Source organism: Paenibacillus wulumuqiensis (genome assembly GCF_000971965.1).
In the GTDB taxonomy this organism is placed as follows: domain Bacteria; phylum Bacillota; class Bacilli; order Paenibacillales; family Paenibacillaceae; genus Saccharibacillus; species Saccharibacillus wulumuqiensis.
Map to the genome: position 1 here is coordinate 249,054 of NZ_LAQP01000001.1, position 26,484 is coordinate 275,537.

Below are 26,484 nucleotides of genomic sequence, written 5' to 3' on the forward strand. Positions count from 1 at the left end.
TGTCCTTTTGCAAAAGAAAATGGTGTGCAGTACCGGTAGTGGCCAGCGCACGCCAGGAATGCAGCGTCTCTCATCGATTCGCGCATACACCCGTCTGACTGATCCGGCCGATTTTGAAATGCCAAAAAGCCGATACAAGCAGCAATCCTGCCCTTGCATCGGCTTTTCACGGTATGCCGCCTGTTACGGCAGCTGTGCTCGTTTGATTGTAAATTGGAAGATCGTTCCCTGTCCCGGCTCGCTCTGCACAGTTATATCTTCACCCAGTTCCTGTACAATTTCATGGGCAATGGACAGCCCGAGTCCACTGCCGTTGCCCTGATGAGAATAGTCGCTTTTGTAGAATCGTTCGAATATATAGGGCAGATCTTCTTTGATGATACCCGGGCCGTTATCTGCAATGCGAATGGTGACCGATCTGGAACGGACGACAGCATCGAGCGTAATCAATCCGTCTTCACCTACAAATTTCATCGCATTATCGATCAGAATATTGACCAGCTGAATGAGTTTGTCCCGGTTGGAGAGCAGCGGAGGGAGGGATCGTGCCTGATCGCTGATCCGAAATGCAATTCCCAGCTCCTCTGCGAGAAAGGAGTACCGGGATTCGATAAACTCCATCCACTCCCCGCTATCCAGCGGCTCTTTTACCCAGGTATCCTGCTTGTTCTGCATGCGGGACAGCTCCAGTACATCCTGAATCAGCCGCTGCAGCCGGGCACATTCAGACAGGATAATGCTGTAATAGTTATTTTTCTTCTCCTCTTCATGGATCAGACCGTCAGCCAGCGTCTCGGTCAGCGCCCGGATCGAGGCAATCGGAGATTTGAGTTCATGGCTGATATTGGCTACATAATCCCGTCGCGCTTTGTCCAGCCGTCTCATTTCCTTGAGATAGGAGGAGAGGAAGTAACCAATACAGAGCGTACATACAACGAGCATAACGGTAAATACAACATAAAATCCGTTCAGTACCGCCTGATACTCACTGGACGGCTCCATCAGGAAAACGGCACCGATCGGTTGGCCCTGATGCATAATCGGAACCCCAACAATAATGGAGTGATTGGGCAGTCCACTAATATCACGGGTCGTCGCCAGCCGTCCTTCACCGAGGACCTGCGGGATATAGCCGGTCAGCGCCTCCCGGAATTGCTGCGAAGCGACATGGAACATATCCTGCGGCGTCTCGCTGCCGAGCGTGATTTCCTGACCGCTGAGGGTATATGCCTTGAGGATAAACTGTCCGGAATGAATAATGTCCGTCCTGCCCTCGGCAATATTGGCAGCGGCCATAGTCGCCTGTGGATACATGTCCTTGAGTTTGTAATTGATAAAAAGATGCTTGATCACCAGCGTTCCCGCCAGCTGACCGACAATAAAACAGATCAGAATCGCTATATAAATGCTTCTACGGTTGACGGTCCATAGTTTCATTGTATCGTCTCCATTTTGTATCCCATGCCATAGATCGATTTGATTTCAAATCCGATTGGCTCTTCGGGCAGCTTTTTGCGCATGCGCTTGATCAGATGATCGACAGCCCGGGTATCGCCGGGATAGTCATATCCCCAGACTTTATTGAGAATTTGCTCCCGCGACAGAATGGTGTCTTTGCTGCTTGCGAACAGGGTGAGCAGTTCGATTTCTCTGGCTGTAAATTCAATCCGTTTGCCCTGAATATGAATTTCCAGCGTATCCGGGTTAATGGTCATTTCCCCGGCTCGAAGCAGTTCCGCTCGGGGAACAGGTGCATAATGCGTACGTTTGAGAATGGTTTTGATGCGGGTGACCACTTCTCTCGGTGAGAACGGCTTGGTTATATAATCATCTGCACCCAGCTCCAGTCCGGTAATCCGGTCCATTTCTTCTCCGCGGGCACTCAGCATAATAATGGGGATATCGCTGGACATCCGGATTTGGCGGCATACTTCTGTTCCGAACAGACCCGGCAGCATAATATCAAGAATAACCAGATCAAAGCTGCCCTTCTCCAGCATCTTCAATGCTTCTTTCCCGTTAAAGGCAGATGCAAAATCCATCTGTTCCGCCTGCAAATAAGCGGATATGCTCTCATGAACCGCAATATGATCATCACAGATCAGAATATTCAACAAGTGGGTTCGTACCATGGCCCAGCCTCCTAATTCCGATAAAATAATCTCTATTTATTATTTCGTATATTTTAGTGCAAAAGTGAAATGTCTATATTGACAAGCTATTATATAGTGTATACATTTGTATACATAATCTTAACGTATACAAATGTATACAAAAACAGGAGGAATGTAAAGATGCGTGAAGGAAGACGTGAACATAGAGGTCATCATCATGATGAACACCGGGAAGGCAAAGGACGCAGGCCTGAAGACAAAAAACATTTCCGCAGTGCACAGACGTTTCGGCGCGGCCGGGCACTCGCTTTTCTGGAAAGACTGAATATTAGGCGTACTACGCTGCTCACCCAGCTGGGTCAGCCGGAATACGAATCGATCCGACAGGTGATCAGCGGTGAACTGAAAGCGACGGACACCATTATCCAGGAATTTATTCATATGTTCGAACTGCAGGAGATCGAGGAAGAGAACGGTCATACCAAAAGTGATCAGCTGCCGGGCGAAAACACCAGGAGATCGGATAAGGAAGACAGCAGGGGAGCAGACGAACAGACAGGTCCCGGAGGAAAGGAAGCGTAGACAGAAGATGGAACGACCCGATTCGGCAAAAAGACGTCAACGTCTAATGACCAAAGTACAAAAGTGGATAATTGAAATGGATCATAGGGGAGGCAAGGGAGGTGAACGCCTATGTGGCAGCTTAGAAGACTGCTGAAGCCTTATTGGCGCTGGTGTATTCTTGCTCCCTTGCTCATGGTACTGGAGGTGAGTATGGATCTGCTCCAGCCGACCCTGATGGCGAGCATCGTGGATGAAGGGTTGATGAAGAACGATCTCACACATATTATATCGACCGGGCTGATGATGCTCGGTGTGGCTCTCATCGGACTGCTGGGTGGAGTGGGATGCACGATATTTTCGAGTATGGCTTCACAGAATTTTGGTAATGATCTGCGGATTACGCTGTTTGAGCATATCCAGACCTTTTCCAACCGTAATCTGGATCAGCTCCAGACCGGCTCGCTGATCACACGGCTGACCAATGATGTGGTGCAGCTGCAGAACTTCGTGCAGCTGGTGCTGCGGACGATTCGTTCACCGCTGCTGCTGATCGGCAGTCTCATTATGGCGATCCGGATCAGTCCGGCGCTGACGCTGATCCTGCTGGTATCCGTACCTGTATTGTTCGTGATCCTGTATGTACTCATTCGACTTTCTTTTCCTTTATTTACGAAAATGCAGAACAGGCTGGATAGCGTCAATACCGTGCTGCAGGAGAATCTGTCAGGTATTCGGGTAATCAAAGCCTTTGTACGGGCCGGGTATGAACAGCAGCGTTTTGACCGGGCGAACCGGGAATATACGGATACAGCTATCCGGGCGGTACGTCTGCTGGCACTGAATATGCCGCTGATGATGCTGATCCTCAACGTCAGTATTGTCGCGGTGCTTTGGTTTGGCGGCATGCAGAGCTGGAAAGGGGCGCTTCCGGTCGGCGAACTGATCGCCTTTATCAATTATGTGACCCAGCTGCTCATGTCGATGCTCATGCTGAGCAGCAGACTGACGATGGTATCCCGGGCCAAGGTGTCCGCTGACCGGATCAATCAAGTGCTGGATACCCGCAGCGAGATTACAGATGAAGCGGCTGATACTCGCGGCACGATTCGTAATGGACAGATCGAATTCCATGATGTTTCCTTTGCCTATGATCAGGGAGAGGTGAATCCGGTGCTGGAGGATATTCACTTTACCGCCAGACCGGGCGAGACGGTAGCCATTCTCGGTGCAACCGGTGCCGGCAAGTCGACGCTGGTCAATCTGATTCCCAGATTATATGAAGTGACTTCCGGCAGGATTACGATTGATGGTACGGATATTCGCAGCATTCCGATGGATCAGCTGCGCAGCCGGATCGGTCTCGTGATGCAGCAGAGTATTCTGTTCAGCGGTACGATCCGCGATAATATCCGCTATGGCCGGCCGGATGCGACAGAGGAAGAAGTAGAGCGGGCAGCTCGAATGGCGGAAGCGCATGACTTTATCGCCAGTCTGCCTGATGGATACGATACGCTGCTCGGACAGCGCGGGATTAATCTGTCCGGCGGCCAGAAGCAGCGGCTGTCCATCGCCAGAGCGCTGTTAATCCAGCCGAAAATCCTGATCATGGATGACAGCACGAGCGCACTCGACGCAGTGACCGAATCACGAATCCGCCAGCTGCTCAAGCAGCAGCTGCGCGGCAGTACGAATATATTAATCGCCCAGCGGGTGTCTTCGATTATCGATGCGGATCATATTGTAATTCTGGATAATGGCCGGATCGCCGCTCAGGGTACCCATGCGGAGCTGATGCACAGCAGCGGCATTTACCGGGATATTCGGCAGTCCCAGCTGGGCGAAGAGGAGGTATCCTATGTCCAGTCCTAATTCTCGGCCTCCGATAGGCTTGCCCGGTCAGCCCGGCAGTATGAACACAGGAATGCGGGGTCCCGGTATGGGTCCGGGATCAGGACGGGGGACGATGCCCAAAATTCGGGCCAAGAATCGTACAGCTACCCTGAGACGGTTGTGGACCTATCTGAACCGTCAGCGCAAAGGACTGATTACGGTCTATCTGTTCACCGTGCTAAGTGCCATCGTCTCCCTGATCGGACCGTATTTGCTCGGCAAAGTCATTGATATGGCGATCATCCCGGGTGACTGGGACATGCTGGTGCGGCTGAGTCTGCTCCTGCTCGGTCTGTATTTGCTGGGCAGCATCGTATCCTGGGTACAGGCCTATGTGATGACAGGTGTATCGCAGCAGACTGTATCCGAACTGCGGCGGGATTTGTTCAGCCGTTATCAGGAGCTGCCCGTAGGGTTCTTCGATACCCATGCGACCGGGGAGCTGATGAGCCGGGCGACCAATGATATCGATAATGTATCCAATACGCTCAATCAGAGCGTTACCCAGCTGCTCAACAGTTTGATCACGCTGAGCGGTTCACTGATCATTATGATCATGCTTAATATTCCGCTGACGCTGGTCGCCATGCTGACCGTTCCACTGGTGCTGCTCGCCACGCGCCGGATCGCCGGACTCAGCCGCACTTATTTCAAAAACCAGCAGCAGCATCTCGGTGAATTAAACGGATTTATCGAGGAATCCATCGGCGGTCAGAAGGTCATCAAGCAGTATGGCAGGGAAAAGACCGAGACCGAACGCTTCCGAGGAATCAGTAACAATCTGAACCGGGTCGGGATCAAGGCACAAATAACATCCGGGCTGGTGGGACCGACGATGAATATGATCAGCAATCTGGATTATGCACTGATCGCCGGTATCGGCGGCTGGATGGCCTTTCACGGTATGGCGACTGTCGGCATCATTGTCAGCTTCCTCAATTATTCCAAACAGTTCGGCCGGCCGATTGCCGAACTCGCGGATCAGTACAATATGATCCAATCTGCCATCGCCGGAGCCGAGCGTGTATTCGAGATTATGGATGAAGCATCGGAATATCCGGAGAGCACTGGTGAACGGCTGGATCATGTACAGGGGAAAGTAGTCTTTGATAATGTCTCTTTTGGTTATCAACCGGACTCGCTCAATCTGAGCGGAGTAACATTTACAGCGCAGCCGGGAGAGAAGATCGCCCTGGTTGGTCCCACCGGCGCAGGCAAGACGACGATCATCAATCTGCTGACCCGGTTCTATGAGATTCAGTCAGGTACCATTTCCATTGATGATCACAATATTCGTAAACTCGACAAAAATGCACTCCGCAGCCAGATCGGTATGGTGCTGCAGGATGCTCATGTATTCTCGGGCACGATCCGGGAAAATATCCGCTTTGGACGTCTGGATGCGACCGATAAGGAAGTGGAAGAGGCTGCCCGGCTAGCCAGCGCAGATGGATTTATCGCCAGACTGCCGCATGGCCTGGACACGGTGCTGAGTGCAGAGGGCAGCAATCTGAGCCATGGTCAGCGGCAGCTGCTGACGATTGCCCGCGCTATTCTCGCCAATCCGGCCATTCTGATTCTGGATGAAGCGACCAGCAGTGTGGATACCCGCACCGAGATGCATATTCAGCAGGGCATGAAGAGGCTGATGCAGGGGCGGACCAGCTTTGTCATTGCCCACCGGCTCAGTACGATTCGGGATGCGGACCGTATTTTGGTCATTCAGAAGGGACAGATTGCAGAGCAGGGAAGTCATGAACAGCTGTTGTCCCTGCAGGGCGTCTATCATGATCTGTATGAGAGCCAGTTCCGCAAATCCATGCAATCCGATGTATCATAATGCCATTTTTGTGCCACAATCTTCTGGTATATTCAATCCATACAATACATTCACAGAAAAAGGAGATAATACATGAAAGCTCAAAAATGGTTTGCCTCTCTTCTGGTGTCTTCTATGCTGATTATGCCTTTCACTTCCGTGTCTGCAGCAGCGGATACAACTACCGGTCAATACAGTCTGGACTTCAGTACAGCCAAATATACCGAGAAAACAATGACAGTCAACGGACAATCGATTACTTTCCGTGCCTATGAGAATGTGGTCTATGTCGCCAATCCCATAGATACCAAATATGAAGTGATGAACATCTACATTCCTGAACAGTATTACAAGGACGAGAAGATCGGCAGCTATTCCACAGATACCGCGCCAATCTTCTTCCCGAACTCGATCGGCGGCTATATGCCAGCAGAACCGGGCAGCCCGGGACAGGGTATGGGCGGCGGCAATAATGCGGCACTGCTGGCTCTGTCCAAAGGATATGTGGTTGCGTCTCCGGGAGCGCGCGGCCGTACGACCCAGGACGAGAATGGCACCTATACAGGCAAAGCGCCTGCAGCCATCGTCGATCTCAAGGCTGCCGTACGCTATCTGCGTCATAATGACAAGATCATGCCGGGGGATGCCGAGAAAATCATCTCCAATGGTACCAGTGCAGGAGGTGCCCTGTCCGCACTGCTCGGTGCAACCGGGAATAATGCAGACTATGAGCCATATCTGGAAGCGATCGGTGCAGCGGATGAGCGTGATGATATCTTCGCGGTATCTGCCTATACACCGATCACCAATCTGGATAATGCCAATGCAGCATACGAATGGGAATTCAGCGGCATTAATGACTACAGCAAGCTGGAAATATCCACCGATACGGATTACCATATCCAGCGCAAAACGGTAAAAGGCACGCTGAGTGCTGATCAGGAACAGGTCTCTGACGAACTGAGCGCCATGTTCCCGGATTATGTGAACAGCCTGAATCTCAAAGATGAGGATGGCAATGCACTGACACTGGATGAAAAGGGGGAAGGCACATTCCGCGATTATCTCAAATCGCTGGTGATCGCCTCTGCCCAGAAAGCACTCGACAGCGGAACCGATCTGTCCGGTAAAGACTGGATTACAATAGCCGACGGCAAAGTGACCGATATAAATTATAACGGGTACGTACAGTATCTGGGCCGGATGAAGACACCGGGCGCCTTTGATGCGTTGGATCTGAGTACCGGTGAGAATCAGCTGTTCGGTACAGCGACAACGGATACCCAGCACTTTACCGAGTATGCCCAGCAGCACAGTACGTCAGCAGGCAGCACGATGGCAGATGCCAGCATCATCAAAATGATGAATCCGATGAACTATATCGGTACGGAAGGCACTGACACTACGCAAAACTGGAGAATCCGTTTTGGTACCAAAGATAGCGATACAGCCAATGCCATCCCGGCGATTCTGGCGACAGCGCTGCAAAATAAAGGTTATACGGTAGACTTTTCTCTGCCATGGGACGTACCTCATAGCGGTGACTACGATCTACAGGAACTGTTCACCTGGATGGCCGATCTTACCGGCGGTTCAGCGGTGAATTCCGGTGCGGCTTCCGATGCAAGCACCAGCACAGCCGGTGGCAATACCGGTATGCCGGGTACACCTCCAGGTGAGGATACCTATTCTGACACAGATGCCAAAGCTCCAGCAGGTGCCGATACTGCGTCTGTATCCGCGGGGGCTGCCGATATTTCGGTCACAGTTAATGGTCAAAAGGCGGTTACCAATGGCTATAACATCAAGGGCAGCAACTATTTTTCGCTGGAAAATATGGCAAGTATCCTGTCCGGCACTGCCAAAGCAATAAATGTAACAATCAGTGCCGATGCCAGTGAGATTAAGCTGACTTCCAATCAGCCGTATGCCGGCAGATACAGTAGATCCACACTCGCCAGTTCGGCTGCTGCAGTTCCAGTAACGACTAAAGTGTATCTGGATGGCAAGCCGGTATCGATCAGCGGATATAGTATCAATGGCAATTCCTATTTCAAAGTCCGTGATCTGGCCAAAGCCATGAATTTCAACGTAACCTGGAATGCTGCCAGCGGTACGCTCAACCTGGATACGGCTTCTGCTTACCAGGAGGAGACGAAATAAGAAGAAATAAATGAATTAGAGTGATTTTGCAATCGTAAATGAGCCAAACAGTGCATCCCAGTCTGTGTGGCTCGTTTTTTGTCTTCAATTCTGTTTTACTTGTGTCATTTGTATGTTCTGTTTTGTATTTGCTCTTGCTTAGTCCAATTGTGTACAGCAAACAGGCGTTATACAGCAGACACTGCAGGAAAATAAGATTGACTTTGCCCAGGTCTTATGCAGGGGATTGACACCTGTATGGTATTATAGAAACGCGAATGTACTGAGTTCAGGATACCATCCAATACACCCGTGAACGGTGAACGGGAAATGATCATGCAGTATAGGCAGCAGGAGAAGACACAGGAGGGGCAATATGTATCAATATAGTGACCAGAAATATGAATCAATACGATTCGACGGGCAGGATCTGCGGTATGGGGAGATTGTACGCTGTGTGTTCCAGAACTGTACCTTTATGAACACGGCAATGGATGAGATTGATACAAGCCACTGCCGGTTTATCGAATGCGATTTCCGCGGCGTGACGTTGAACGGGTCGATACATACGGAATCGGCTTTTGAGAACTGCCGGTTCGATGGAGCCAATCTGTTCGCTGCCAAATTCAGCATGTGCAAAATGACGGGCTCGGACTTTGCCGGCGCACAGATGGACGGCATTACCCTGAACGGCGGAGACTGGGCATACACGAATCTGAGTCATATCAAGCTGGGGCGGCAGGACCTGAGAGGTATCCGTTTTTATGAGACCGACTTTTCCAATACAGATCTGGCCAAGGCGGATATGCGTGATTGTGATATGACCGGTGCGAGTCTGGCCGGGACCAAGCTGCAGGGAGCGGATCTGCGTGGTGCGGTTCTGGAAGGCATTGATCTGAAGTCGATTAATGTACAGGGGGCGCGGATGGATCGGGAGCAGGCTGTACTGTTTATGCGGTCATATGGAGCCAAGGTGGACTAAACGCTCATGCTTCATTCACCTTCATTCACTGCCAGACTAAAATTCAATAATTAAAAAAGTAATGGATGAATGACTGTGTTGATCCTATCGAAAATTAGCGTTAACACAAACAGCCTGATGCGCGTAAACACATCAGCCTGTTTTTACGTGCATCAAGCGGCACTTTTTCAGTCTATATATGGCCAAGTCTACCTTTTATCATACGGATAATTGGTTGTACCATTCATCATTAACCGGTTCGAGCCATTCGGTCTGGCCGGGGGTAATCGCCAGGTGGACGAACCAGCTGTCAGCGGTGGCGCCGTGCCAGTGTTTTACGTTTGGTGGGATATTGATCACATCGCCGGTTTTGATCAATTGGGCGTCGTTGCCTTCTTCCTGGTAGAAGAACGGGAGATGCTGCCGCTGTGCCACGCGGAAGGAATCGGTGTGATTCCATACAGCCCGCTGGCTTCCGGCCAACTGACATGCGATCTGGATCAGTCTACCCTGCGCTCGGAGACCGATCAGATTCAGAAATCCAAGTACGATTCCACCATGGACACAGACCGTGTAATTATCGAGCGTGTTGCTCAGCTGGCCAGTCGTTACGGCGTCTCCCGTGCCCAGATTGCCACGGCATGGATTCTGCAAAAAAGCCCGGTAAGCGCACCGATCATCGGAGCGACCAAAAACGCTCATCTGGAAGATGCTGTCCGGGCACTGGATGTGAAACTGACAACGGAGGATGTGGCTTTCCTTGAGGAGCCTTATGTACCGCATCCAGTCGTAGGCGCCAACTAGAAATCCGAATAAAAAATGCGGGGACCAGCTTCTTTTCGCACCATGATCCAGAAATGGTAAAAAAACTGGCAAATGTCAAAATACACGATTAAATATTATACAAATGAACAAATATAAGCGTATTCGATAGATTTTATAAGATAAAATGTCATTTTCGGGAGCAAATACACTATTTGCTCCTTTTTTACGTCAAATACCGATAAAATAGTGGATTTTATGAATAAAAGCAACGAAGGAAGAGAAGATTTTTGAATAAATAAATTGATAATGATAAATAGCGCTTATTTTCTTACTAATAATATTATTTCAATATATGAAAAATTCACAATAATAAAACAAAATGTACCTAGTCACTACCAGCAAAATCCAAAGTGAACAGCACCAATAATAAAAAAGAAAACTAAACCATCCCCCACAAATAAACAACAGAAACTTTTATAAATCACCTCAATATTATCCCTATCCAAGAAGGTTGCCCAAAAATAATGCATTCACCATACTTTTGCTCCCCAATTCCATCCACACATCTGCAATAATATACTATAGCCTTTCCGCCAGGACAGGTATATTGATGTAAAAACACCGCTAACATGAAGAAAGGGGTTTTTCCCATCAGTATCCTGTCCTTTTTATTCTACTGCTTTATCGTCACTTTCACGCCCGGACCGAGCAACATTATCATTCTCTCCATTGCGCAAAAGGAAGGAACCGCACGGGCGCTTCGTTACACGTACGGTGCCACACTGGCATTCGGATTGCTGCTGACCGCATCGGCGCTGCTGAGCAGTACGCTGGCTGTCATTTTACCGAAAATCCTGGTCGGGATGCAGATTGTCGGCAGTCTGTATATGCTGTATCTGGCTTACCAGATCTCGCGCAAGTCCAAATCATCTGAACCGGGTACACCAGGCGGTATGGGAACATTTCGCTCCGGTTTTGTAACCCAGTTCGTCAATCCCAAAGTAGTCCTGTTTACGATGACCGTCATTCCGACGTTTATTATGCCTTACCATCCGGCTATTACAGGACTAATAGCCGGTGTACTGGGCATCACCTGTATCGGTTTTCTTGCCTATGCAACATGGGTGATGTTTGGTACAATTTTTAAACAGTTTTTGCAGCGGTATCAGCGGGCAGCCAATCTGGTTATGACCCTTTTCCTGGTCTATGCTGCCATTATGTTATGGGTATAATTCACTGCGGGAGAGGTGAGTAGCGTGGAGAAATTTATTTACAGACAATCGGCTGGCATCACGGCGTTATCGGCGAGCATTACCGATTTCACTTACAAAAGGCACTCCCATCAGGAATATGCGATGGGTGTCACTCTGCGGGGAATCCAGCATTTTACGATGGACGGAAGTCTCCAACTGTCTCACCAAAACGGGGTCATGCTGTTCAATCCCGAGCAGGCTCATGATGGCATGGCGCATGATCGGAACGGACTGGATTATGTGATGCTGTATATCGATCCGCCTCTGCTGCTCGAAGTAATGGAGAAAAAGGAAATCCTCCAGTTCGACACACCGATTGTATACGATCACCGACTCAAGCAGCGGATCGTGGCGCTCGGGCATGCCATATTAAATGAAAAAGATGAAGCCCTGTGCAGTGAACTGCTCGTATCGCTGACAGATGGATTGGCGGAGACGAATCTTGCTGCTCCCCGCTATAAGGCGGACAACGGTATGCTTCGGGCAGCCAAGCATATGATCCACGATAACCTGGAGACGGTACTGCGGCTGGAGGAGATCTGCGGAGAGCTGGGATTGTCCAAATTCCAGTTTATCCGTTTTTTCAAAATGCATACGGGGATCTCGCCGTACCAGTATTTTCTGAACTGCAAAATTGAGCGGGCCAAGCGGCTGATCGAGAAGAACCGTGATATCTACTCGGCTGTCGCAGAGTGCGGATTTGTGGATTTGACGCATTTGAACAAGCATTTCAAGAGTGTATATGGGACGACTGCGTATGAGTATCTTTTGCACCTGGGGTAGTCACTGTCAAAGTTACGGTGCTACTGAGGACATGCGCTCCGGAAAGCTTTGATTATAGGGACAGGTAAAGAATTAGGGGCTTTTAATCGAATAGGTTTATGTAAAAGATTGCTGAATGAGGCAGTCTTTTTTATTTGGATAAAAAACAAATGTTGACAGTATTTACAGTCGTATTATATGCTTATCGATGATAATCGTAATCATTACTATTATTAAAGCGTAATGGTCATTGTGTTTCTTCAATCATCGGGTCGGAGGAGATGAGACATGAAGCAGGAAGTGGATTTTGTGAAATGCAGTCCTACGCAGAATATGACGGTTCTCGTGCGTACAAAGCATCCGGTGGAAGAGCATCTGCCTATCGCTGCCCGGCTGATGTCGTATGACAGTGTGCATGCCGAGCAGGTAGGCTTTGTCGGTGAACCGGTAATGTATCCGGAGGCTGCGGCTCACCTGCGGATGGCCGGAGGTGAATTTTGCGGTAATGCCTGTATGGCACTTGCAGCGCTGCTGGCAGCAGAGAGTGGGATGAGCCGGGGCGATGATGCGGTCAGGATCAGACTGGAGACGTCCGGGACGGATGAGCTGATCGACTGCCAGGTACGGCTGGTAGAGGGTGGCTATTATTGCAGAATTGCTATGCCCGTACCCGAACAGATTCGCCGCCGTACGCTGCGTGATAATAAGCAGGACTGGGATGCCATAGAGCTGCGCTACCAGGATGCTATTCATCTGGTGATGGAAGTGAAGCAGTTCAGCCGTACGATTCGAGAAGAAGCCGAGAGGATCGCCATCAAGATCGGTGCCGACGAACCGGTGAGCATGATCGGCATTCTGCTCTATGATGCGGAATCCGGCGAGATGGCGCCGCTCATTTATGTACCGTTGATGGACAGTCTCGTCTGGGAGAGAGGCTGCGGCTCGGGAACGGCTTCGATGGGAGCGTATCTGGCGTGGACGAACCGGAGGAGCATCACTGCGGATATACGTCAGCCGGGTGGGGTCATCCATGTTGCCGCCGAGTATGGACAGCGTGGTCTCGGTAAAGTAGAGATCGAAGGGGCTGTTGGCATTGTTGCTGAAGGCAGAGCTTTTATCCATGCCTAACGCAGGGAAAAGTGACAAGCAGAAAATAAATGATTAGACAGATTAACACCACATAACAGTGTGATTGGAGTGATCCGAATGGAGAAATTGTTAACTTTTCAGGATGAATTAAATGATTACCGAGAGTATTTTCACAGAGCGGCCGCGCAGTATGACCAGACGATGGCACATCATCTGGAATTGCAGCAGTTGATTGATGAGTATTCCCGCTTTGTTATCAATCCGTCTAACCATGTGATATGGGAACAATTACAAGAGGAGAGAAGTGATGAATTGTCTCTGATCGCCGACGATCTGCGGCAAATATCTGCCCGGTGTGTGGCGATTATGGAAAAGTATCGTGCGCTGAAGCTGCTGGATGGCAGCAGCGGGATTACCGATTATTTTCGGAATATCGAGTCCTGTATCGAGCAGGAGTTTAGCGGATTCCAGGTCACTTCCGCATCCAGAGTGCTGATGGTCGGATCGGGTTCATTTCCAATGACTCCGCTGCTGATTGCCAGACGAACCGGAGCCGAAGTAGTCGGCATCGATATTGATGAAGAATCGGTACAGCTGGGTAGAGCGATTGTGGACCAGCTGGGTCAGGGACTGAATATCCGGCTGCTGTCTAATCCGGTAGAAGAGCTGGAATTTACAGGGACGGCGACTCATATCATTTTCAGTTCTACCGTTGAGCAGAAATACGATATTATGGATCGATTATATCCTTTAACAGGTAAAGAGGTCATTGTCGCAATGAGGTACGGGGATGGACTGAAGTCACTGTTCAACTTTCCATCTCAGGAGACCGACTCCCGAAAATGGCAGCAGGCGGGCAAGATCCTGCGGCCGGATCAGGTATTCGATATTGCACTGTACCGAAAGGAGAACATCCGATGAAAGAGTGGGGCAATGTGCTGATTCTGGGCACTGGTCCGGTATCGGTTCAGCTGGCTGTCATGCTGAAACAGCAGTGGAACAGCAGGATCGGGATAGCGGGCAGAAGATCATCGCGTTCGCAAAAATTCTTTGCTTCCCTGGAGCAGAGCGACCGACAGATCCGTGTTGGAATTCAGAACGAGCAGCATCACAGCATGGCAGGCGAGTGCCGGGTCGATGAGGTATTCAGCGGCTATGAACACATTACCGGACAGTGGGATACACTCCTACTCGCGGTAACTACTGATGCCTATACAACTGTACTGAAGCAGATCGCCAAGGAAGTGCTGCATAATGTCCAGTGCATTGTGCTCATCTCGCCAACATTCGGCTCGGGGAATCTGGTTCACCACTACATAAAAGAGTTCAACCCCCGGGCCGAGGTGATCAGCTTCTCCACCTATCACGGGGATACACGTTGGGCACATCAGGAACCTTCCCATACTGTATTAACTACTGCAGTCAAAAAGAAACTTTGTGCAGGATCGGTGCAGAAGCCGTCGGCTCGTCTCGACAGTCTGCAGGACATGTATACCCGATTGGGCGTACAGCTGCAGCTGATGGATTCCCCACTGGAAGCGGAGACACGAAACATCTCTCTGTACGTGCATCCACCGCTGTTCATGAACGAGGTGGCTCTGGAAGCGGTATTCGGTGAAGACCCCATTCCGAGATATGTCTACAAGCTGTATCCCGAAGGCCCAATCACCCAGCAGCTGATCCGAAGTATGCTCGCCCAGTGGCAAGAGATTACGGCGATTCTGAAGCAGCTGAATATTACAGGCATCAATCTATTGAAATTCATGACCGATGATAACTATCCGGTATTGCCGGCCAGTCTGGGACGAGAGGATATCGAGAACTTCAATCATCTCCCTCCCATTCATCAGGAATACCTGCTGTATGTCCGCTATGCTTCGCTGCTGATCGATCCTTTTTCCGAGTCGGACAGCAGTGGCAGATATTTCGATTTTTCCGCGGTGCCTTTTCGCAAAGTATTTACCAATCAGGAGGGTCAGCGGGATATTCCGCGCATGCCGCAGGAAGACTATTACCGTATCAAGATCATTCAGGGTATCTCCCATCATACCGGAACGCCCTGTCCGGTGATCGATGAGTTTGTCCACCGATACGAATCCACTATCCGGGAATATGCACGCAATCATCCGGGAGGCCCTTTATCGAGAGCATTTACCGTACAGGATTTTCATGAAGATCTAACCAGGATCTGCGGCGCTATTCAGCCGGTCCACTAAGGAGAGAATACAAATGCCAAAACAAATACCATTACTGCTGCTGCTCATGCTGATGGCAGCAACCGTACTATCTGCCTGCTCCCCGGCAGGACAATCCGCAGCGAATACTACTGCATCTGCACATAACAATGAACTGATCTATGCCACAGCCAAAGACATCAACGATATGAATCCGCATCTGTATGCCGGATCGATGCCAGCGCAGGGGATAGTATACGAATCGCTCGTGGAAAATACGAGCGAAGGAATCAAGCCGCTGCTCGCTTCCTCCTGGGATATTTCCAAAGACGGCAAAGTGTATACCTTCCATCTGCGTGAGGATGTAAAGTTCCATGATGGCGAGCCTTTTAACGCGGAAGCGGTCAAGCAAAATATCGACGCTGTCCAGCATAACAAGGAAAAGCATGCCTGGATCAAATTATCTACTAAAATCACGGACTGTAAGGTGATCGATGAATACACCGTTCAGCTGACACTATCCGAACCGTATTATCCGACACTATCCGAATTGTCCATGACTCGTCCGTACGTCTTCCTTTCACCAAAGGATTTCAAAAATGGGGAGACCATGAACGGAGTGAGCGGCTATCATGGCACAGGTCCCTATGTGCTGACTGCCCATGAACCGGAGCAATCCGCGACATTCGAAGCTAATACCAGCTACTGGAACGGTACCCCTGCGATTCGTAAAATCACCGCTAAAGTGCTGCCTGCAGGTGAGACGACATTCCTGGCTCTGCAAAAAGGCGAAGTGAACTTTGCCTTTACCGATGACCGGGGAGCCGACAGCATGGATGTCGAAGCGATGAAGCAGCTGGAAGCTTCCGGCGATTACCGGATCGTACGCAGCGAATCGATGAATACCAAGATGATCGTCGTCAACAGCAGCCGCTCCGGCAGTCCGGTCAGCGGAAAGGCTGTGCGTGAAGCGCTCTGGCATGCGGTGGACCGGAAGACGATCAGCCGTGATATTATGGGCGGTACCGAGACGGCTGCGAACACCCTTTTTTCCAGCAATGTCAATTATGCCGATATTCCGCTGACCCAGCGAAGCTATGATCTGACTAAAGCCGGAACACTGCTGGAAAGCGCAGGCTGGAAAATGGACCCGGCCAGCGGTATACGCAGCAAGAACGGAACTCCGCTGACCATGACACTCTATTATGACAGCAATTCCTCTTCCCAGAAAATTCAGGCCGAGCTGATCCAGAGTGCGGCAGCCACGGTAGGGATGCAGCTGAAGCTGACCGGAGAAGAGTCCGCCTCTATCGCGAACCGCAGAGCGACCGGCGAATATGATCTATTATTCAACCAGACCTGGGGGCTGGCCTATGACCCGCAGAGCACCATAGCCGGCTTCACTTCCGGCAGTGCCTATTTGCATACGACCCAGGGAATTCCGCAGGCCAAAGAGCTGTACAGCAAAATTGATCAGGTGATGACATCCTTGGATGAAGCGAAGCGCAAATCGCTCTATGCGGATATTCTGAATATCGTTCATGATGAAGCGGTGTTTATCCCGGTAACGAACGGTAACATTACGGTCGTCGCGCCGAGCAATCTGCAGAATATTTCATTCAAGCAGACTCAGTATGAGCTGCCGTTTGAGTCGATGAGCTTTCAATAATAGGCAAGAGAATAATAAGCAAGAGGAGGTTCTCCGGTGGGAATGTATATGATCAGGCGAATCGTATTCGCCATTCCGCTGCTGTGGGCGATTTCCCTGCTAACATTTGTGTTGATCAATCTGTCCCCGATGGACCCGGCAGTTGTTGTGCTGCAGGCACAGGGTGTACCGGTCATTACCGACGAGCTGATTGCCCGGACACAGCAGCAGCTTGGTCTGGATCAGCCGTTTCTTGTCCGGTATATACACTGGATGGCGGATTGTCTGCAGCTGAATTTTGGCAATTCGTATATAACCGGTCAATCGGTCTGGTTGCTGCTCGGTCCGGCTTTGGTAAATACACTGCGACTGACGCTGGTGTCGGCAGTGAGCATTATCATCGTCTCGGTGGTGCTGGGAGTGATCTGTGCCTTGCAGGCCGGACGGCTGCTGGATCGTTCGATGCGCATGCTCGCTTTTATCCTTACGGCGGTGCCTTCGTACGGATTGGCTGCGCTACTCATCTGGTATTTCTCGGTTCGGCTGGACTGGCTACCGACGAGTGGGATGGAATCGTACCGTAGTTACATTTTGCCGGTGCTGATCATTACCATCAGCTATGCCGGGCTGTATTTTCGTAATGTGCGCAGCTCGATGCTCAGCAATCTGAATAAGGACTATGTGCTGTACGGACGGGCATCCGGACTGCCAGAGAGAACCATCACGCTGCATATTTTGCGCAATTCCCTGCAGGTGGCGGTATCGATATTTTGCATGGCGATTCCGATCATACTGGGCAGCACGGTTGTGGTCGAGAATGTTTTTGCCTGGCCGGGGCTGGGTAGCCTCAGCGTACGCGCCATACTGAGCCGTGACTTTCCGGTGATTCAGGCGTATGTGCTGATCCTGGCTGTTTCATTTGTAATATTCAATGCCATCTCGGATATGATCAACGCTGCGATCAATCCCAAGCTAAGGAATGGTCTGTAAATGAAGATATGGAAAAAGGGGAGCATGGACAAAACAGGCAGTCTATCCCTCCTCGTGGTGATCGGCGTGATTATGGCTGGATTGTTCGCACCGTTACTAGCGCCGCATGATCCGCTGGCTGTACAGATGAGTCTGCGATATGCAGGTCCATCGTGGGAATATCTGCTTGGCAATGATCAGCTGGGCCGGTGTATCCTGTCCCGGCTGATCTACGGCATTCGTCCGAGCGTACTGGCGGTATTGGTCGTGCTGCTGTTCTCTGTGCTGATCGGAGCGGTGCTCGGATTTGCGGCCGGTTACTTTCGGGGTCGGATCGATACATGGATCATGCGGATATGTGATGTGGTGCTGTCTTTCCCCGGTTATGTCATGACCCTCGCAATAGTCGGCATACTCGGGGTGGGACTGGAAAATATACTGATTGCCTTTGTATTGACCAAATGGGCATGGTTCGCGAGGGTCATCCGGACATCGGTGCTGCAGTATACAGAGCAGGATTATATCCGGTTTGCCCGGGCGACCGGTATGAGACATGGACAAATTATCCGTCGTCATGTGATTCCGGTAACATTTGCCGATATTGCGGTGGTGGCGAGCAGCTCTATTGGGGCGATGATTTTGCAAATATCCGGGTTTTCCTTTCTCGGACTCGGTATTCAGGCGCCGCAGGCGGAATGGGGCATGATGCTGAATGAAGCGCGGGAAGTGATGTTCACCCGGCCGGAGATGATGCTGCCGCCGGGAATGGCGATTGTGATCGTCGTCTCTGCATTTCATTTTCTGGCGGATTCTCTGCAGGTGGCTCTCGATCCCCGGCTGCGTCAATCCGGAGTGCAGCATGACAGACAGCCCGAGCACAAGGAGGTGCCGGTTCGGTTATGAATATACTGGAAGTGGATCAGCTGAATATCAAGGATACCCATACCGGCAAGGTGATCGTCGACAATGTTTCGTTTGAACTGCGGCAGGGGAGGTGCCTTGCTATCGTAGGTGAGAGCGGCAGCGGCAAATCGCTCACCTGCCGGGCGATCATGCGGCTGAACCCGTCGTCTCTGCACCAAACGGGCCGTATTCTATTCCGGGAAACCGATCTGAATGCACTGTCCGCCCGCGAGATGCGGAACATGCGCGGCAGACCGATTGGTATGATTATGCAAAATGGGATGAGTGCTTTTGATCCTTCCTGCGTCGTTGGGGTGCATTTCCGGGAGACACTGGGGGAGCATTATGGCTGGAGCCGCAGCGTTATCGATGCCATGATGCAGGAGGCAATGCAGAGCGTCATGCTGAACCAGCCTGCCCAGCTGATGAACCGGTATCCGCATGAATTGTCCGGCGGGATGCTGCAGCGAATGATGATTGCACTGACCCTGGTATTGAAGCCGGATATCATTATCGCCGATGAGCCGACGACAGCACTCGATACGCTGTCCCAGCAGGAAGTAATGGCGCAGTTTATCCATCTGCGCCGTACGCTGGGAAGTTCGATGATCTTTATTTCTCATGATCTGGGCGCGGTCCGTCATATTGCGGATGACGTACTGATTATGAAAAGCGGACAAATCATTGAGCGCGGAGAGACTGGGCAGCTGTTCACAGCGCCCCGGCATGATTATACCCGCCAGCTGCTCTCTGCCCGGCTCACCCTGAGTGATCATTTCAGGCAGCTGATAAATGAGGAGTGAATCCAAGAGTAACGGAACAAAGGAGACAAGCAATATGCTGCACATACAGAATGTGGAGAAATCGTACCGAAAAAGCGGACTGCTCGCGAAAAGATCAGAAAAGGTACTGCACGGCGTCAGCTTCAGCTGCCATGACGGCGAATGTCTCGGTATTATCGGCGAAAGCGGCAGCGGCAAGTCGACGCTGGGACGTCTCATTCTCGGTATCGAGAAACCGGATCATGGCGCGATCCTGCTAAATGGACAGCCGATCGCACAGCGTCAGGTACGCCGCGGGCAGATCAGTGCGGTATTCCAGGATTATACGTCGTCGATCAATCCTTTCTTTACGGTAGAGCAGGCGATCCGGGAACCGCTGGATGGGGATGGACGTTCGCGGGCGGATCATGGCAGGCGAGTGGATGAACTGCTGGAGCAGGTCGGACTGAGTCCGGCTTACCGGACCCGGTATCCGCATGAACTGTCCGGTGGAGAGGCGCAGCGGGTATGCATTGCCAGAGCGGTGGCGAACCGTCCCCGTTATATCGTACTGGATGAGGCGATCAGTTCACTGGATGTACGGGTTCAGGTGCAGGTACTGCATCTGCTGCAGGAACTGCAGTCCGTCTATGGGATGGGCTATATCTTTATCACACATGACATCCAGGCCGCTGCCTATATGTGCGACCGGATGATCATTTTCAGAAAGGGACAGATTGTGGAGACGATCGATACGGATCGGCTAAGGGAAGTGCAGTCGGATTATGCCCGTACGCTGCTGGGTGCCACAATCATCATATAAGACCATAAAGGAGGGGAAAGCCGTGAACGGAGCACTATCCTGGCCATTTCTGCGGCTGTATATTCTGGTGCTGGGTTATTTCAGTGCCAACGCGATCCTCAATGTCATTATTCCGCTGCAGGGACATGCCTGGGGAGCGAGCAATACGACGATTGGGCTCATTATGGGGGCCTATTTGTTTACAACGATGTTTTTTCGGCCGTGGGCCGGGCAGATGATTCAGCAGCATGGCCCGATTCGGGTGCTGCGTACAATTCTGGTCATTAATGCTTTTGCGCTTGTACTGTATACATTTACAGGACCGGCGGGTTATCTGGTCGCCCGGATGCTGCAGGGGGTGTCGACTGCCTTTTTCTCAATGGCGCTGCAGATCGGCATTATCGATGCACTGCCGGAAAAGGATCGCTCCCAGGGAATATCCCTCTATTCGCTGTGCTCCTACATGCCGGGCATTATTGCCCCGGTGCTGGCGCTGGGCATCTGGCAGAGCGGCAGCAGCAGTTACTTTACAGTGACCATGGTGACGATAGCCATTTTCACGGGTGTATTCGGCTATACTGCCCGGATGGACAGCAGCCGGGAACTGCCGCCAAAAGCATCGACTTTGCAGCGTTCGGGAACATGGTCTTCCCTTGGACAGCTGGTACGAAATCCGCTGCTGCGCAATTGCAGTGTAGTAATGCTGATCGCTTCTGTCGTATTCGGAGCGATTACGACCTTTCTGCCGCTGTATGCGGATCAGCTGCCGAGCGGTAGTGCCGGTATCTATCTGATGCTGCAGGCAGCCAGTGTAGTTCTGGCCCGGTTCCTGCTTCGCAAAAAAATCCCTTCCGACGGACGCTGGCATACGCCATTTATGATCGGGGCATTGATTCTGCTGACAGCGGCGTCACAGCTGGTCAGTATATCCGTGAACGGAGGGTTTATTTTCCTATATACCGGAGCGGTACTGATGGGCATCGCCCAGGCGGTGATCTATCCGACGCTGACCACCTATCTGAGCTTTGTCCTGCCGGAGCACAGCCGTAATGTGCTGATGGGGCTGTTCATCGCGATGGCCGATCTCGGCATGTCGCTCGGCAGTATCATTATGGGACCCCTCGCAGATTACTGGTCGTACTCTGGGATGTACGGCATATGTGCGGTACTGGGAATTGTATTGATTCTGTTCGTCCTGCTGCAAAAACAGAGCATGACGAGGTATGCGCAGCAGCTGCCATCATCCGGCATCAGGAATCCCAGCTGATCCGGAACAGCTCTGGCATCACCTGAAGAACCTTTTTGAAATAGTGAATAAAGCAGCTGCTCTGCGAGAACCCGTAATCCCGTGCAATCTCCCAAATCGTACGGTCGGTCGACAGCAGCAGCTTTTTGGCATGCAAAACGTATGATTCCGGCAAATAAGCCGCAGGCGTCATCTCCAGACAGACCTTATTTTGTGGAAGGTGCATTTATTTCCATTCTTCTATATAATACAGGAAATCAAAGCTGCGAGATTATTTGTCTGCTTCGTTTTGGTTGCGGTTTCACAAGTCTATCCTGTCAGCAGGACAGTCTGTAAGATCGATAGAACTGTAATTTATAGCATTGGAGGGAATTACATAATGACAAGAACTGACGATATCCGGATTGTAGAGTATGAACCCGGCTATGCCGCTTCCATCGCCGAAATGTGGAATGCCAGCCATGAGAGCTGGGGAGGAGACAGCGCGATTCAGACCGAGCAGATGATTCTCAATGAACATCATAACAGCACCCATCTGCATGTGTTTCTGGCGGTCGCCGGGAATGAAGTAGTGGGCTACTGCAGCTTCTCCCACTACAAGGAAGATGCTGGTGCGTTATACATTCCACTGCTGAATGTGCGTCCGGATTACCACGGCCGCAAAGTCGGCAAAAGGCTCGTGCTGCATGCCGTCGAACAGACGATCCGGATGGGCTGGCCGAGACTCGACCTGTACACCTGGCCGGGCAATGTCAAAGCGGTACCCGCCTACAAAAAAGCAGGCTTCTTCTGGGAAAAACGCGATGATACCACGCATCTGATCAATCTGATTCCTTCGGTTATGCAGACACCGGCAGTACAGCATTATTTCGGTCAACTCGACTGGTATGCGGATAGCGTTCGCGAGATTGTGACCGCGCCGGATGGACGGCGGGAGAACGGTTTTGATTACTTTGCTTATGAGTGGAGTAAGGATGATACCCATCTTCGTATAGAGTATGAGCGTACCGGCCGTGGACTGCGTCTGATCGAGACGGATGATTATCTGATTCAGGCGAGTATTCCGGTCGCCCACCGCCTGCCATTTGGCAGCAGTTATCCGATCATCTACGAAGTCACCAACAAGAGCGGCAAGCCGTTAACGATTGAAGTAACAGGCAAAGGCAACCCGGCGATTGACTTTGAGCTGCATGAATCCAGAGAGATCCAGTCATATGAGACCATCGAAGGGAAGTTCCATGTACAGCCGATCGAAGAAGAGCAAGACCCGTACCAGACTCATCCAGTCGTGGAAGCCCAGCTGCTCATCAACGGACTGTCTGCGGTATTCAAGATTGGGATCGAGCCGCGTTTTCCGGTAAGGCTCAAGCTCCATGCTCCTCACCGTAATATGTATAGAGGCGAACAACTGGAACTGGAATTAACTGTAGAAAATGAACATGATACCGAATATACCTACTCCATGCAGTGGCCGGCAAGCGATATTCTCGCCTTCCATGAGCAAGAAATCAATATTACGGTTCCTGCCCATTCCCGGCGCTCGATTAGAGTTGCAGCCAGACTGCTGAACTATGGCGTCTGGCATCATAAGATTCACATCTATAATGATATCAACCGCACTACCGATACCCTGGTGTTGGAGCAATACATAAGCCTCTTTTTCCCTGGAGCGATGGCTGCTTTTGGCAGTGAGACTTCTGAGGAATGGGTGGTATTCAACGGACAATACAGCGCCCGCCTGAACAAACAGAATAATCTGCTGAAAATCTATCAAGGCAGCGAAATGAAAACGATATTATATTTCCCGAAATTTGGCCTGCCTTACAGCAATGAATTCCACAGAGATACGGCATCCCGCGTAACCTTCCGCAAAGAAGATGAGATGATTATGGAAGCGCAGTACGAGCTGGAATCGTATCAACTGCGGCTGACAACTATCGTCAAAGTACATCGTAACGGCCTCTTCAGCCGTCATCATGTCGTACAGTCTCTTAGCAGTGCCGGAGAGCGAACAGAAGCTTTACAGCGAGCAGAAAATTTATTTATGAAAGAACAATTCAACTTCTCTCTGGAGAACACTATCCTTCCGTATCGCAATCGCTATGTCCATACCGCTCATGGGCCGGATGCGGCAGCAGTAGACTACTGGGAGATCAGCGAATTGACGGAAAACTGGATGTTCGCGCATGACAAGCATTCCACCTGCGGAATTACGTGGCCCGCTAGCCGAACGCTGATGCTGGATATCTGGCAGTATGCGGTAGAGCATCCGCTCCGCGATTGGTCAGCAGCAGACAGGATAGAGACACCGCCTCTGCAGCTCGCTGTCGGTACATGGGAGGACTGGCAGGACTTCCGCACATTCGCTCTGCAGCAGGGTTCATCCGAGAAGTTATCTGTACAGAAGCCGCTGGAAGTACTCGTCAATAATGGGAACCCATTTGCATCGCAGGCACTGGAAGTGAAGATTCTGGAGCAGCGGAATACTGTACTGGATGGCATCATTCAGGTCTCGTCGCACCTGGACAGTATAGATCAGCAGCAGCTGACTATAACAGGAGAACAGGAACTGCAGCAGTATGAGGCACAGCTATCCCTGCAGCCCGGGCCGGAAACAGACGTGATCAACGTCCATCTGGATATGGACACTTATGAGATGAAAACGGCACGGGTGCTCTTCCCGGTACAGCCACGGGAGATGGATCTACTGGTAGTGCCGACTGAACATGGCGATGTCCATACGGTCCATAACGGTGTGCTGCAATTGCAGGTCAATGGCTCCTTCGCGCCTACTCTGTTCTCGCTGCAGCATCACGGTGTGGAATGGCTGGATTCCTCTTACCCACAGCTGGGCCCTCGCTCATGGCTGAACCCATGGATCGGCGGTATTCATATGCAGATCCAAGGATTATCCGATGCGAGCCTGCAGGCAGAGGAGCGGCAGGTGGACTTTGCGGAGATCCGGGATAATCAGGGAAATCTATGGTCCGGTATCCGTATCACCGTCAATATCCAGCACAATATCCGGTTCAAAGGATTGTTGGTGGAGCAGTACTACGTCACTCTTCCCGGTGTCCCCGTACTGGCCACCTTTGTCAAAGTCAATCCGCAGACCGGAACGTCGCTGTTCCCGCTGTCGATGAACTGCTTTAACTTTTACAAAACCGGTCAGGAGCTGAGCAATGGCCGTGCCCATATCCGCAATCAGGCTGGCGAACAGATCACCTACAAAGTCGGCAAAGTACAGTACGATGAGCAGCTGGACCATGGCATCGTCCGTTACAGCTCTTCCGAACGGACACAGCAGCTCAACTGGATGACGCATCCGGATGCCGATTATTGCGGCTTGTTCCTGAATACTCACTTTACAGCTGGTTTTACGACCGACCAGATGTACCTGTACGATCAGCAGCAGACGTACGGCAGACCGCAGTTCCATATCATCACGGATGTACCGATTCCCGATGACGCTTGGAATGATCTGTACAATATCCGATTTGGCGAAGCAGCAGGCTCCACTTCTTCTGAGACAAAGAGCCGTACAGCTGCAGAAGGGAGCAATCGATGAAGATTATAGATGCACATGTTCATTTTTCCGAAATTGAATCTTTCTATGATACAGCACGTAATCTGGCGTCTATCGAATATACGACAGAGGGACTGCTGGCTGAATTCACCGGTTCCAATGTCATTGCCGGTGTAGGCATGGGCGTGACGGAGACGATCGCCGGAGCTTTTCCGGACCCGGCTGCCGCCAACCCGATGCTGCTCGATCTGAATGACCGAATGCCGGATAATCTGTTCACATGTGTTGGTATTAACCCGGAGACCCTGCATCTGCCAGGGCAGCTGGAGGCACTCGAGCAGTCACTGCAATCTCCTCAGACTGTAGGCATCAAGCTGTATGCCGGGTACTACCACTACAATGTCGGCGATGCCATCTATGATCCGGTCTACCGTCTGGCTCATCAGTATGAACTGCCGATCGTAATTCATGGCGGACTGACCTATGCCGATGGAGGATTGCTCAAGTATTCGCATCCGCTGTCGATGGAAGAGACGTTCTTAAAGCACCGGGAGCTGACCTTTATGCTCTGTCATCTCGGTGATCCATGGGTGATGGATACAGCGGCACTGCTGGAGAAGAACCCGAACCTGTACGCCGACCTGTCCGGCTGGATCGTGGGTGACAAGGCCAAAGTGCAGCGCCTGATGGGCGAGCAGACGTATGTCGATCATTTTCGCCGTGCGATCGTATTTGCGGAAAAGTACGACAGGCTCGTATTCGGCACCGACTGGCCGCTGGTACCGCTGGATGCGTATATTATGTTTGTGAAAAATCTGATTCCCGAGCAGCACTGGGAAGATGTGTTTTACAACAATGCGCTGTCCGTTTTTCCAAAGCTCCGTCAGTGGGTGGACCAGAAAAACAAAAAGTAGTGCTGCCATTAGAAGCGAAGATGCTGAATTTGTAGATTGGTGTTTGGGCTGCAGACGTCGACCTATGTGGAGTGCTGCTCACTGTTGGTCAGGAAAGACCAACAGCTGAGATATATCGGCATAAATAATAAAGAGGGGCAACTCGCCTCTCTTTTTTGTTGAATTTTCACCGCATATTGAGA

At 51.0% G+C, this 26,484-nt stretch carries 21 protein-coding genes and 2 pseudogenes; 19 read left to right on the plus strand and 4 right to left on the minus strand.

Annotated elements, in window-relative coordinates; genetic code table 11:
- Positions 1-183: 183 nt before the first annotated feature.
- Together WH45_RS09300 and WH45_RS09305 are read right to left on the minus strand one after the other, a co-directional pair.
- A complete protein-coding gene (locus WH45_RS09300) occupies positions 184-1,437 on the minus strand; it encodes a sensor histidine kinase (RefSeq protein ID WP_052723697.1) in 1,254 nt (417 codons plus the stop codon).
- Positions 1,434-2,132, minus strand: a complete 699-nt coding sequence (locus WH45_RS09305; protein ID WP_046214100.1) for a response regulator transcription factor — start codon at positions 2,130-2,132, stop codon at positions 1,434-1,436. The genes WH45_RS09300 and WH45_RS09305 overlap by 4 nt, the downstream gene beginning before the upstream one ends.
- A gap of 162 nt (positions 2,133-2,294) precedes the next feature.
- On the opposite strand from WH45_RS09305, the gene WH45_RS09310 reads away from it, so the two are divergent.
- The 5 genes from WH45_RS09310 (at position 2,295) to WH45_RS09330 (ending at position 9,511) form a co-directional block, all read left to right on the plus strand.
- A complete protein-coding gene (locus WH45_RS09310) occupies positions 2,295-2,696 on the plus strand; it encodes a hypothetical protein (protein WP_046214101.1) in 402 nt (133 codons plus the stop codon).
- Between the two features lie 111 nt (positions 2,697-2,807).
- Complete coding sequence (locus WH45_RS09315) at positions 2,808-4,547, plus strand: ABC transporter ATP-binding protein (protein WP_046214102.1); 1,740 nt, start codon at positions 2,808-2,810, stop codon at positions 4,545-4,547.
- The gene (locus WH45_RS09320; RefSeq protein ID WP_324292928.1) at positions 4,534-6,408 is read left to right on the plus strand and encodes an ABC transporter ATP-binding protein; all 1,875 of its coding nucleotides are present in this window, start codon (positions 4,534-4,536) and stop codon (positions 6,406-6,408) included. Before WH45_RS09315 ends, WH45_RS09320 begins: the two co-directional genes overlap by 14 nt.
- Positions 6,409-6,480: 72 nt before the next feature.
- Complete coding sequence (locus WH45_RS09325) at positions 6,481-8,550, plus strand: subtype B tannase (protein WP_200897672.1); 2,070 nt, start codon at positions 6,481-6,483, stop codon at positions 8,548-8,550.
- A 355-nt stretch (positions 8,551-8,905) separates the two neighbouring features.
- Positions 8,906-9,511: a pentapeptide repeat-containing protein gene (locus WH45_RS09330; protein WP_046214103.1), complete on the plus strand. Its 606-nt coding sequence runs from the start codon at positions 8,906-8,908 to the stop codon at positions 9,509-9,511.
- A gap of 198 nt (positions 9,512-9,709) precedes the next feature.
- On the opposite strand, the pseudogene WH45_RS23890 reads toward WH45_RS09330, so the two are convergent.
- A pseudogene (locus WH45_RS23890) lies at positions 9,710-9,898 on the minus strand (cupin domain-containing protein); the annotation flags it as partial.
- Between WH45_RS23890 and WH45_RS09340 the strand changes: the two are divergent.
- From WH45_RS09340 to cntE, 12 genes and pseudogenes are all read left to right on the plus strand, one after another.
- Positions 9,896-10,294, plus strand: a pseudogene (locus tag WH45_RS09340) (aldo/keto reductase); the annotation flags it as partial. The pseudogenes WH45_RS23890 and WH45_RS09340 overlap by 3 nt on opposite strands.
- A 590-nt stretch (positions 10,295-10,884) precedes the next feature.
- Entirely contained in the window at positions 10,885-11,487 is a 603-nt protein-coding gene (locus WH45_RS09345; RefSeq protein ID WP_235338327.1) for a LysE family translocator, read from the plus strand.
- Positions 11,488-11,511: 24 nt separating this feature from the next.
- The gene (locus WH45_RS09350) at positions 11,512-12,291 is read left to right on the plus strand and encodes an AraC family transcriptional regulator (protein ID WP_046214104.1); all 780 of its coding nucleotides are present in this window, start codon (positions 11,512-11,514) and stop codon (positions 12,289-12,291) included.
- Between the two features lie 267 nt (positions 12,292-12,558).
- A complete protein-coding gene (locus WH45_RS09355; RefSeq protein WP_046214105.1) occupies positions 12,559-13,398 on the plus strand; it encodes a histidine racemase CntK family protein in 840 nt (279 codons plus the stop codon).
- Between the two features lie 78 nt (positions 13,399-13,476).
- On the plus strand, positions 13,477-14,280 hold the full coding sequence (locus WH45_RS09360; protein ID WP_046214106.1) for a methyltransferase domain-containing protein: 804 nt from the start codon (positions 13,477-13,479) through the stop codon (positions 14,278-14,280).
- Positions 14,277-15,575 carry an opine metallophore biosynthesis dehydrogenase gene (locus WH45_RS09365; RefSeq protein ID WP_046214107.1) on the plus strand — a complete coding sequence of 433 codons (1,299 nt, stop codon included), beginning with the start codon at positions 14,277-14,279 and terminating at the stop codon, positions 15,573-15,575. Before WH45_RS09360 ends, WH45_RS09365 begins: the two co-directional genes overlap by 4 nt.
- Positions 15,576-15,588: 13 nt before the next feature.
- Positions 15,589-17,202 (plus strand): staphylopine-dependent metal ABC transporter substrate-binding lipoprotein, encoded by a 1,614-nt coding sequence (gene cntA, locus WH45_RS09370; RefSeq protein ID WP_046214108.1) that lies wholly within the window; start codon positions 15,589-15,591, stop codon positions 17,200-17,202.
- Positions 17,203-17,244: 42 nt separating this feature from the next.
- Positions 17,245-18,171 (plus strand): nickel/cobalt ABC transporter permease, encoded by a 927-nt coding sequence (gene opp1B, locus WH45_RS09375; protein ID WP_407668025.1) that lies wholly within the window; start codon positions 17,245-17,247, stop codon positions 18,169-18,171.
- A complete protein-coding gene (gene cntC / locus WH45_RS09380; RefSeq protein WP_046214110.1) occupies positions 18,172-19,053 on the plus strand; it encodes a staphylopine uptake ABC transporter permease subunit CntC in 882 nt (293 codons plus the stop codon).
- Positions 19,050-19,856, plus strand: coding sequence for a staphylopine uptake ABC transporter ATP-binding protein CntD (cntD, locus tag WH45_RS09385; protein WP_046214111.1), 807 nt, complete (start codon positions 19,050-19,052; stop codon positions 19,854-19,856). Before cntC ends, cntD begins: the two co-directional genes overlap by 4 nt.
- A gap of 34 nt (positions 19,857-19,890) precedes the next feature.
- Positions 19,891-20,637 (plus strand): ABC transporter ATP-binding protein, encoded by a 747-nt coding sequence (locus tag WH45_RS09390; RefSeq protein WP_046214112.1) that lies wholly within the window; start codon positions 19,891-19,893, stop codon positions 20,635-20,637.
- Between the two features lie 22 nt (positions 20,638-20,659).
- Complete coding sequence (gene cntE, locus WH45_RS09395; protein ID WP_046214113.1) at positions 20,660-21,883, plus strand: staphylopine family metallophore export MFS transporter CntE; 1,224 nt, start codon at positions 20,660-20,662, stop codon at positions 21,881-21,883.
- Here the strand turns inward: cntE and WH45_RS09400 are convergent.
- A complete protein-coding gene (locus WH45_RS09400; protein WP_046214114.1) occupies positions 21,867-22,088 on the minus strand; it encodes a helix-turn-helix domain-containing protein in 222 nt (73 codons plus the stop codon). The genes cntE and WH45_RS09400 overlap by 17 nt on opposite strands.
- 153 nt (positions 22,089-22,241) lie before the next feature.
- Here WH45_RS09400 and WH45_RS09405 point away from each other — a divergent pair, with 153 nt between their 5' ends.
- Together WH45_RS09405 and WH45_RS09410 are read left to right on the plus strand one after the other, a co-directional pair.
- The gene (locus WH45_RS09405; RefSeq protein WP_046214115.1) at positions 22,242-25,430 is read left to right on the plus strand and encodes a GNAT family N-acetyltransferase; all 3,189 of its coding nucleotides are present in this window, start codon (positions 22,242-22,244) and stop codon (positions 25,428-25,430) included.
- On the plus strand, positions 25,427-26,302 hold the full coding sequence (locus WH45_RS09410) for an amidohydrolase family protein (protein WP_046214116.1): 876 nt from the start codon (positions 25,427-25,429) through the stop codon (positions 26,300-26,302). Before WH45_RS09405 ends, WH45_RS09410 begins: the two co-directional genes overlap by 4 nt.
- The last annotated feature ends 182 nt before the right edge of the window (positions 26,303-26,484 follow it).

Coding starts and splice junctions, on each gene's coding strand:
- WH45_RS09300 (WP_052723697.1), bottom strand. CDS start 1,437: ATGAAACTATGGACCGTCAACCGTAGAAGCATTTATATAGCGATTCTG.
- WH45_RS09305 (WP_046214100.1), bottom strand. CDS start 2,132: ATGGTACGAACCCACTTGTTGAATATTCTGATCTGTGATGATCATATT.
- WH45_RS09310 (WP_046214101.1), top strand. CDS start 2,295: ATGCGTGAAGGAAGACGTGAACATAGAGGTCATCATCATGATGAACAC.
- WH45_RS09315 (WP_046214102.1), top strand. CDS start 2,808: ATGTGGCAGCTTAGAAGACTGCTGAAGCCTTATTGGCGCTGGTGTATT.
- WH45_RS09320 (WP_324292928.1), top strand. CDS start 4,534: ATGTCCAGTCCTAATTCTCGGCCTCCGATAGGCTTGCCCGGTCAGCCC.
- WH45_RS09325 (WP_200897672.1), top strand. CDS start 6,481: ATGAAAGCTCAAAAATGGTTTGCCTCTCTTCTGGTGTCTTCTATGCTG.
- WH45_RS09330 (WP_046214103.1), top strand. CDS start 8,906: ATGTATCAATATAGTGACCAGAAATATGAATCAATACGATTCGACGGG.
- WH45_RS09345 (WP_235338327.1), top strand. CDS start 10,885: ATGAAGAAAGGGGTTTTTCCCATCAGTATCCTGTCCTTTTTATTCTAC.
- WH45_RS09355 (WP_046214105.1), top strand. CDS start 12,559: ATGAAGCAGGAAGTGGATTTTGTGAAATGCAGTCCTACGCAGAATATG.
- WH45_RS09360 (WP_046214106.1), top strand. CDS start 13,477: ATGGAGAAATTGTTAACTTTTCAGGATGAATTAAATGATTACCGAGAG.
- WH45_RS09365 (WP_046214107.1), top strand. CDS start 14,277: ATGAAAGAGTGGGGCAATGTGCTGATTCTGGGCACTGGTCCGGTATCG.
- cntA (WP_046214108.1), top strand. CDS start 15,589: ATGCCAAAACAAATACCATTACTGCTGCTGCTCATGCTGATGGCAGCA.
- opp1B (WP_407668025.1), top strand. CDS start 17,245: ATGTATATGATCAGGCGAATCGTATTCGCCATTCCGCTGCTGTGGGCG.
- cntC (WP_046214110.1), top strand. CDS start 18,172: ATGAAGATATGGAAAAAGGGGAGCATGGACAAAACAGGCAGTCTATCC.
- cntD (WP_046214111.1), top strand. CDS start 19,050: ATGAATATACTGGAAGTGGATCAGCTGAATATCAAGGATACCCATACC.
- WH45_RS09390 (WP_046214112.1), top strand. CDS start 19,891: ATGCTGCACATACAGAATGTGGAGAAATCGTACCGAAAAAGCGGACTG.
- WH45_RS09400 (WP_046214114.1), bottom strand. CDS start 22,088: ATGCACCTTCCACAAAATAAGGTCTGTCTGGAGATGACGCCTGCGGCT.
- WH45_RS09405 (WP_046214115.1), top strand. CDS start 22,242: ATGACAAGAACTGACGATATCCGGATTGTAGAGTATGAACCCGGCTAT.
- WH45_RS09410 (WP_046214116.1), top strand. CDS start 25,427: ATGAAGATTATAGATGCACATGTTCATTTTTCCGAAATTGAATCTTTC.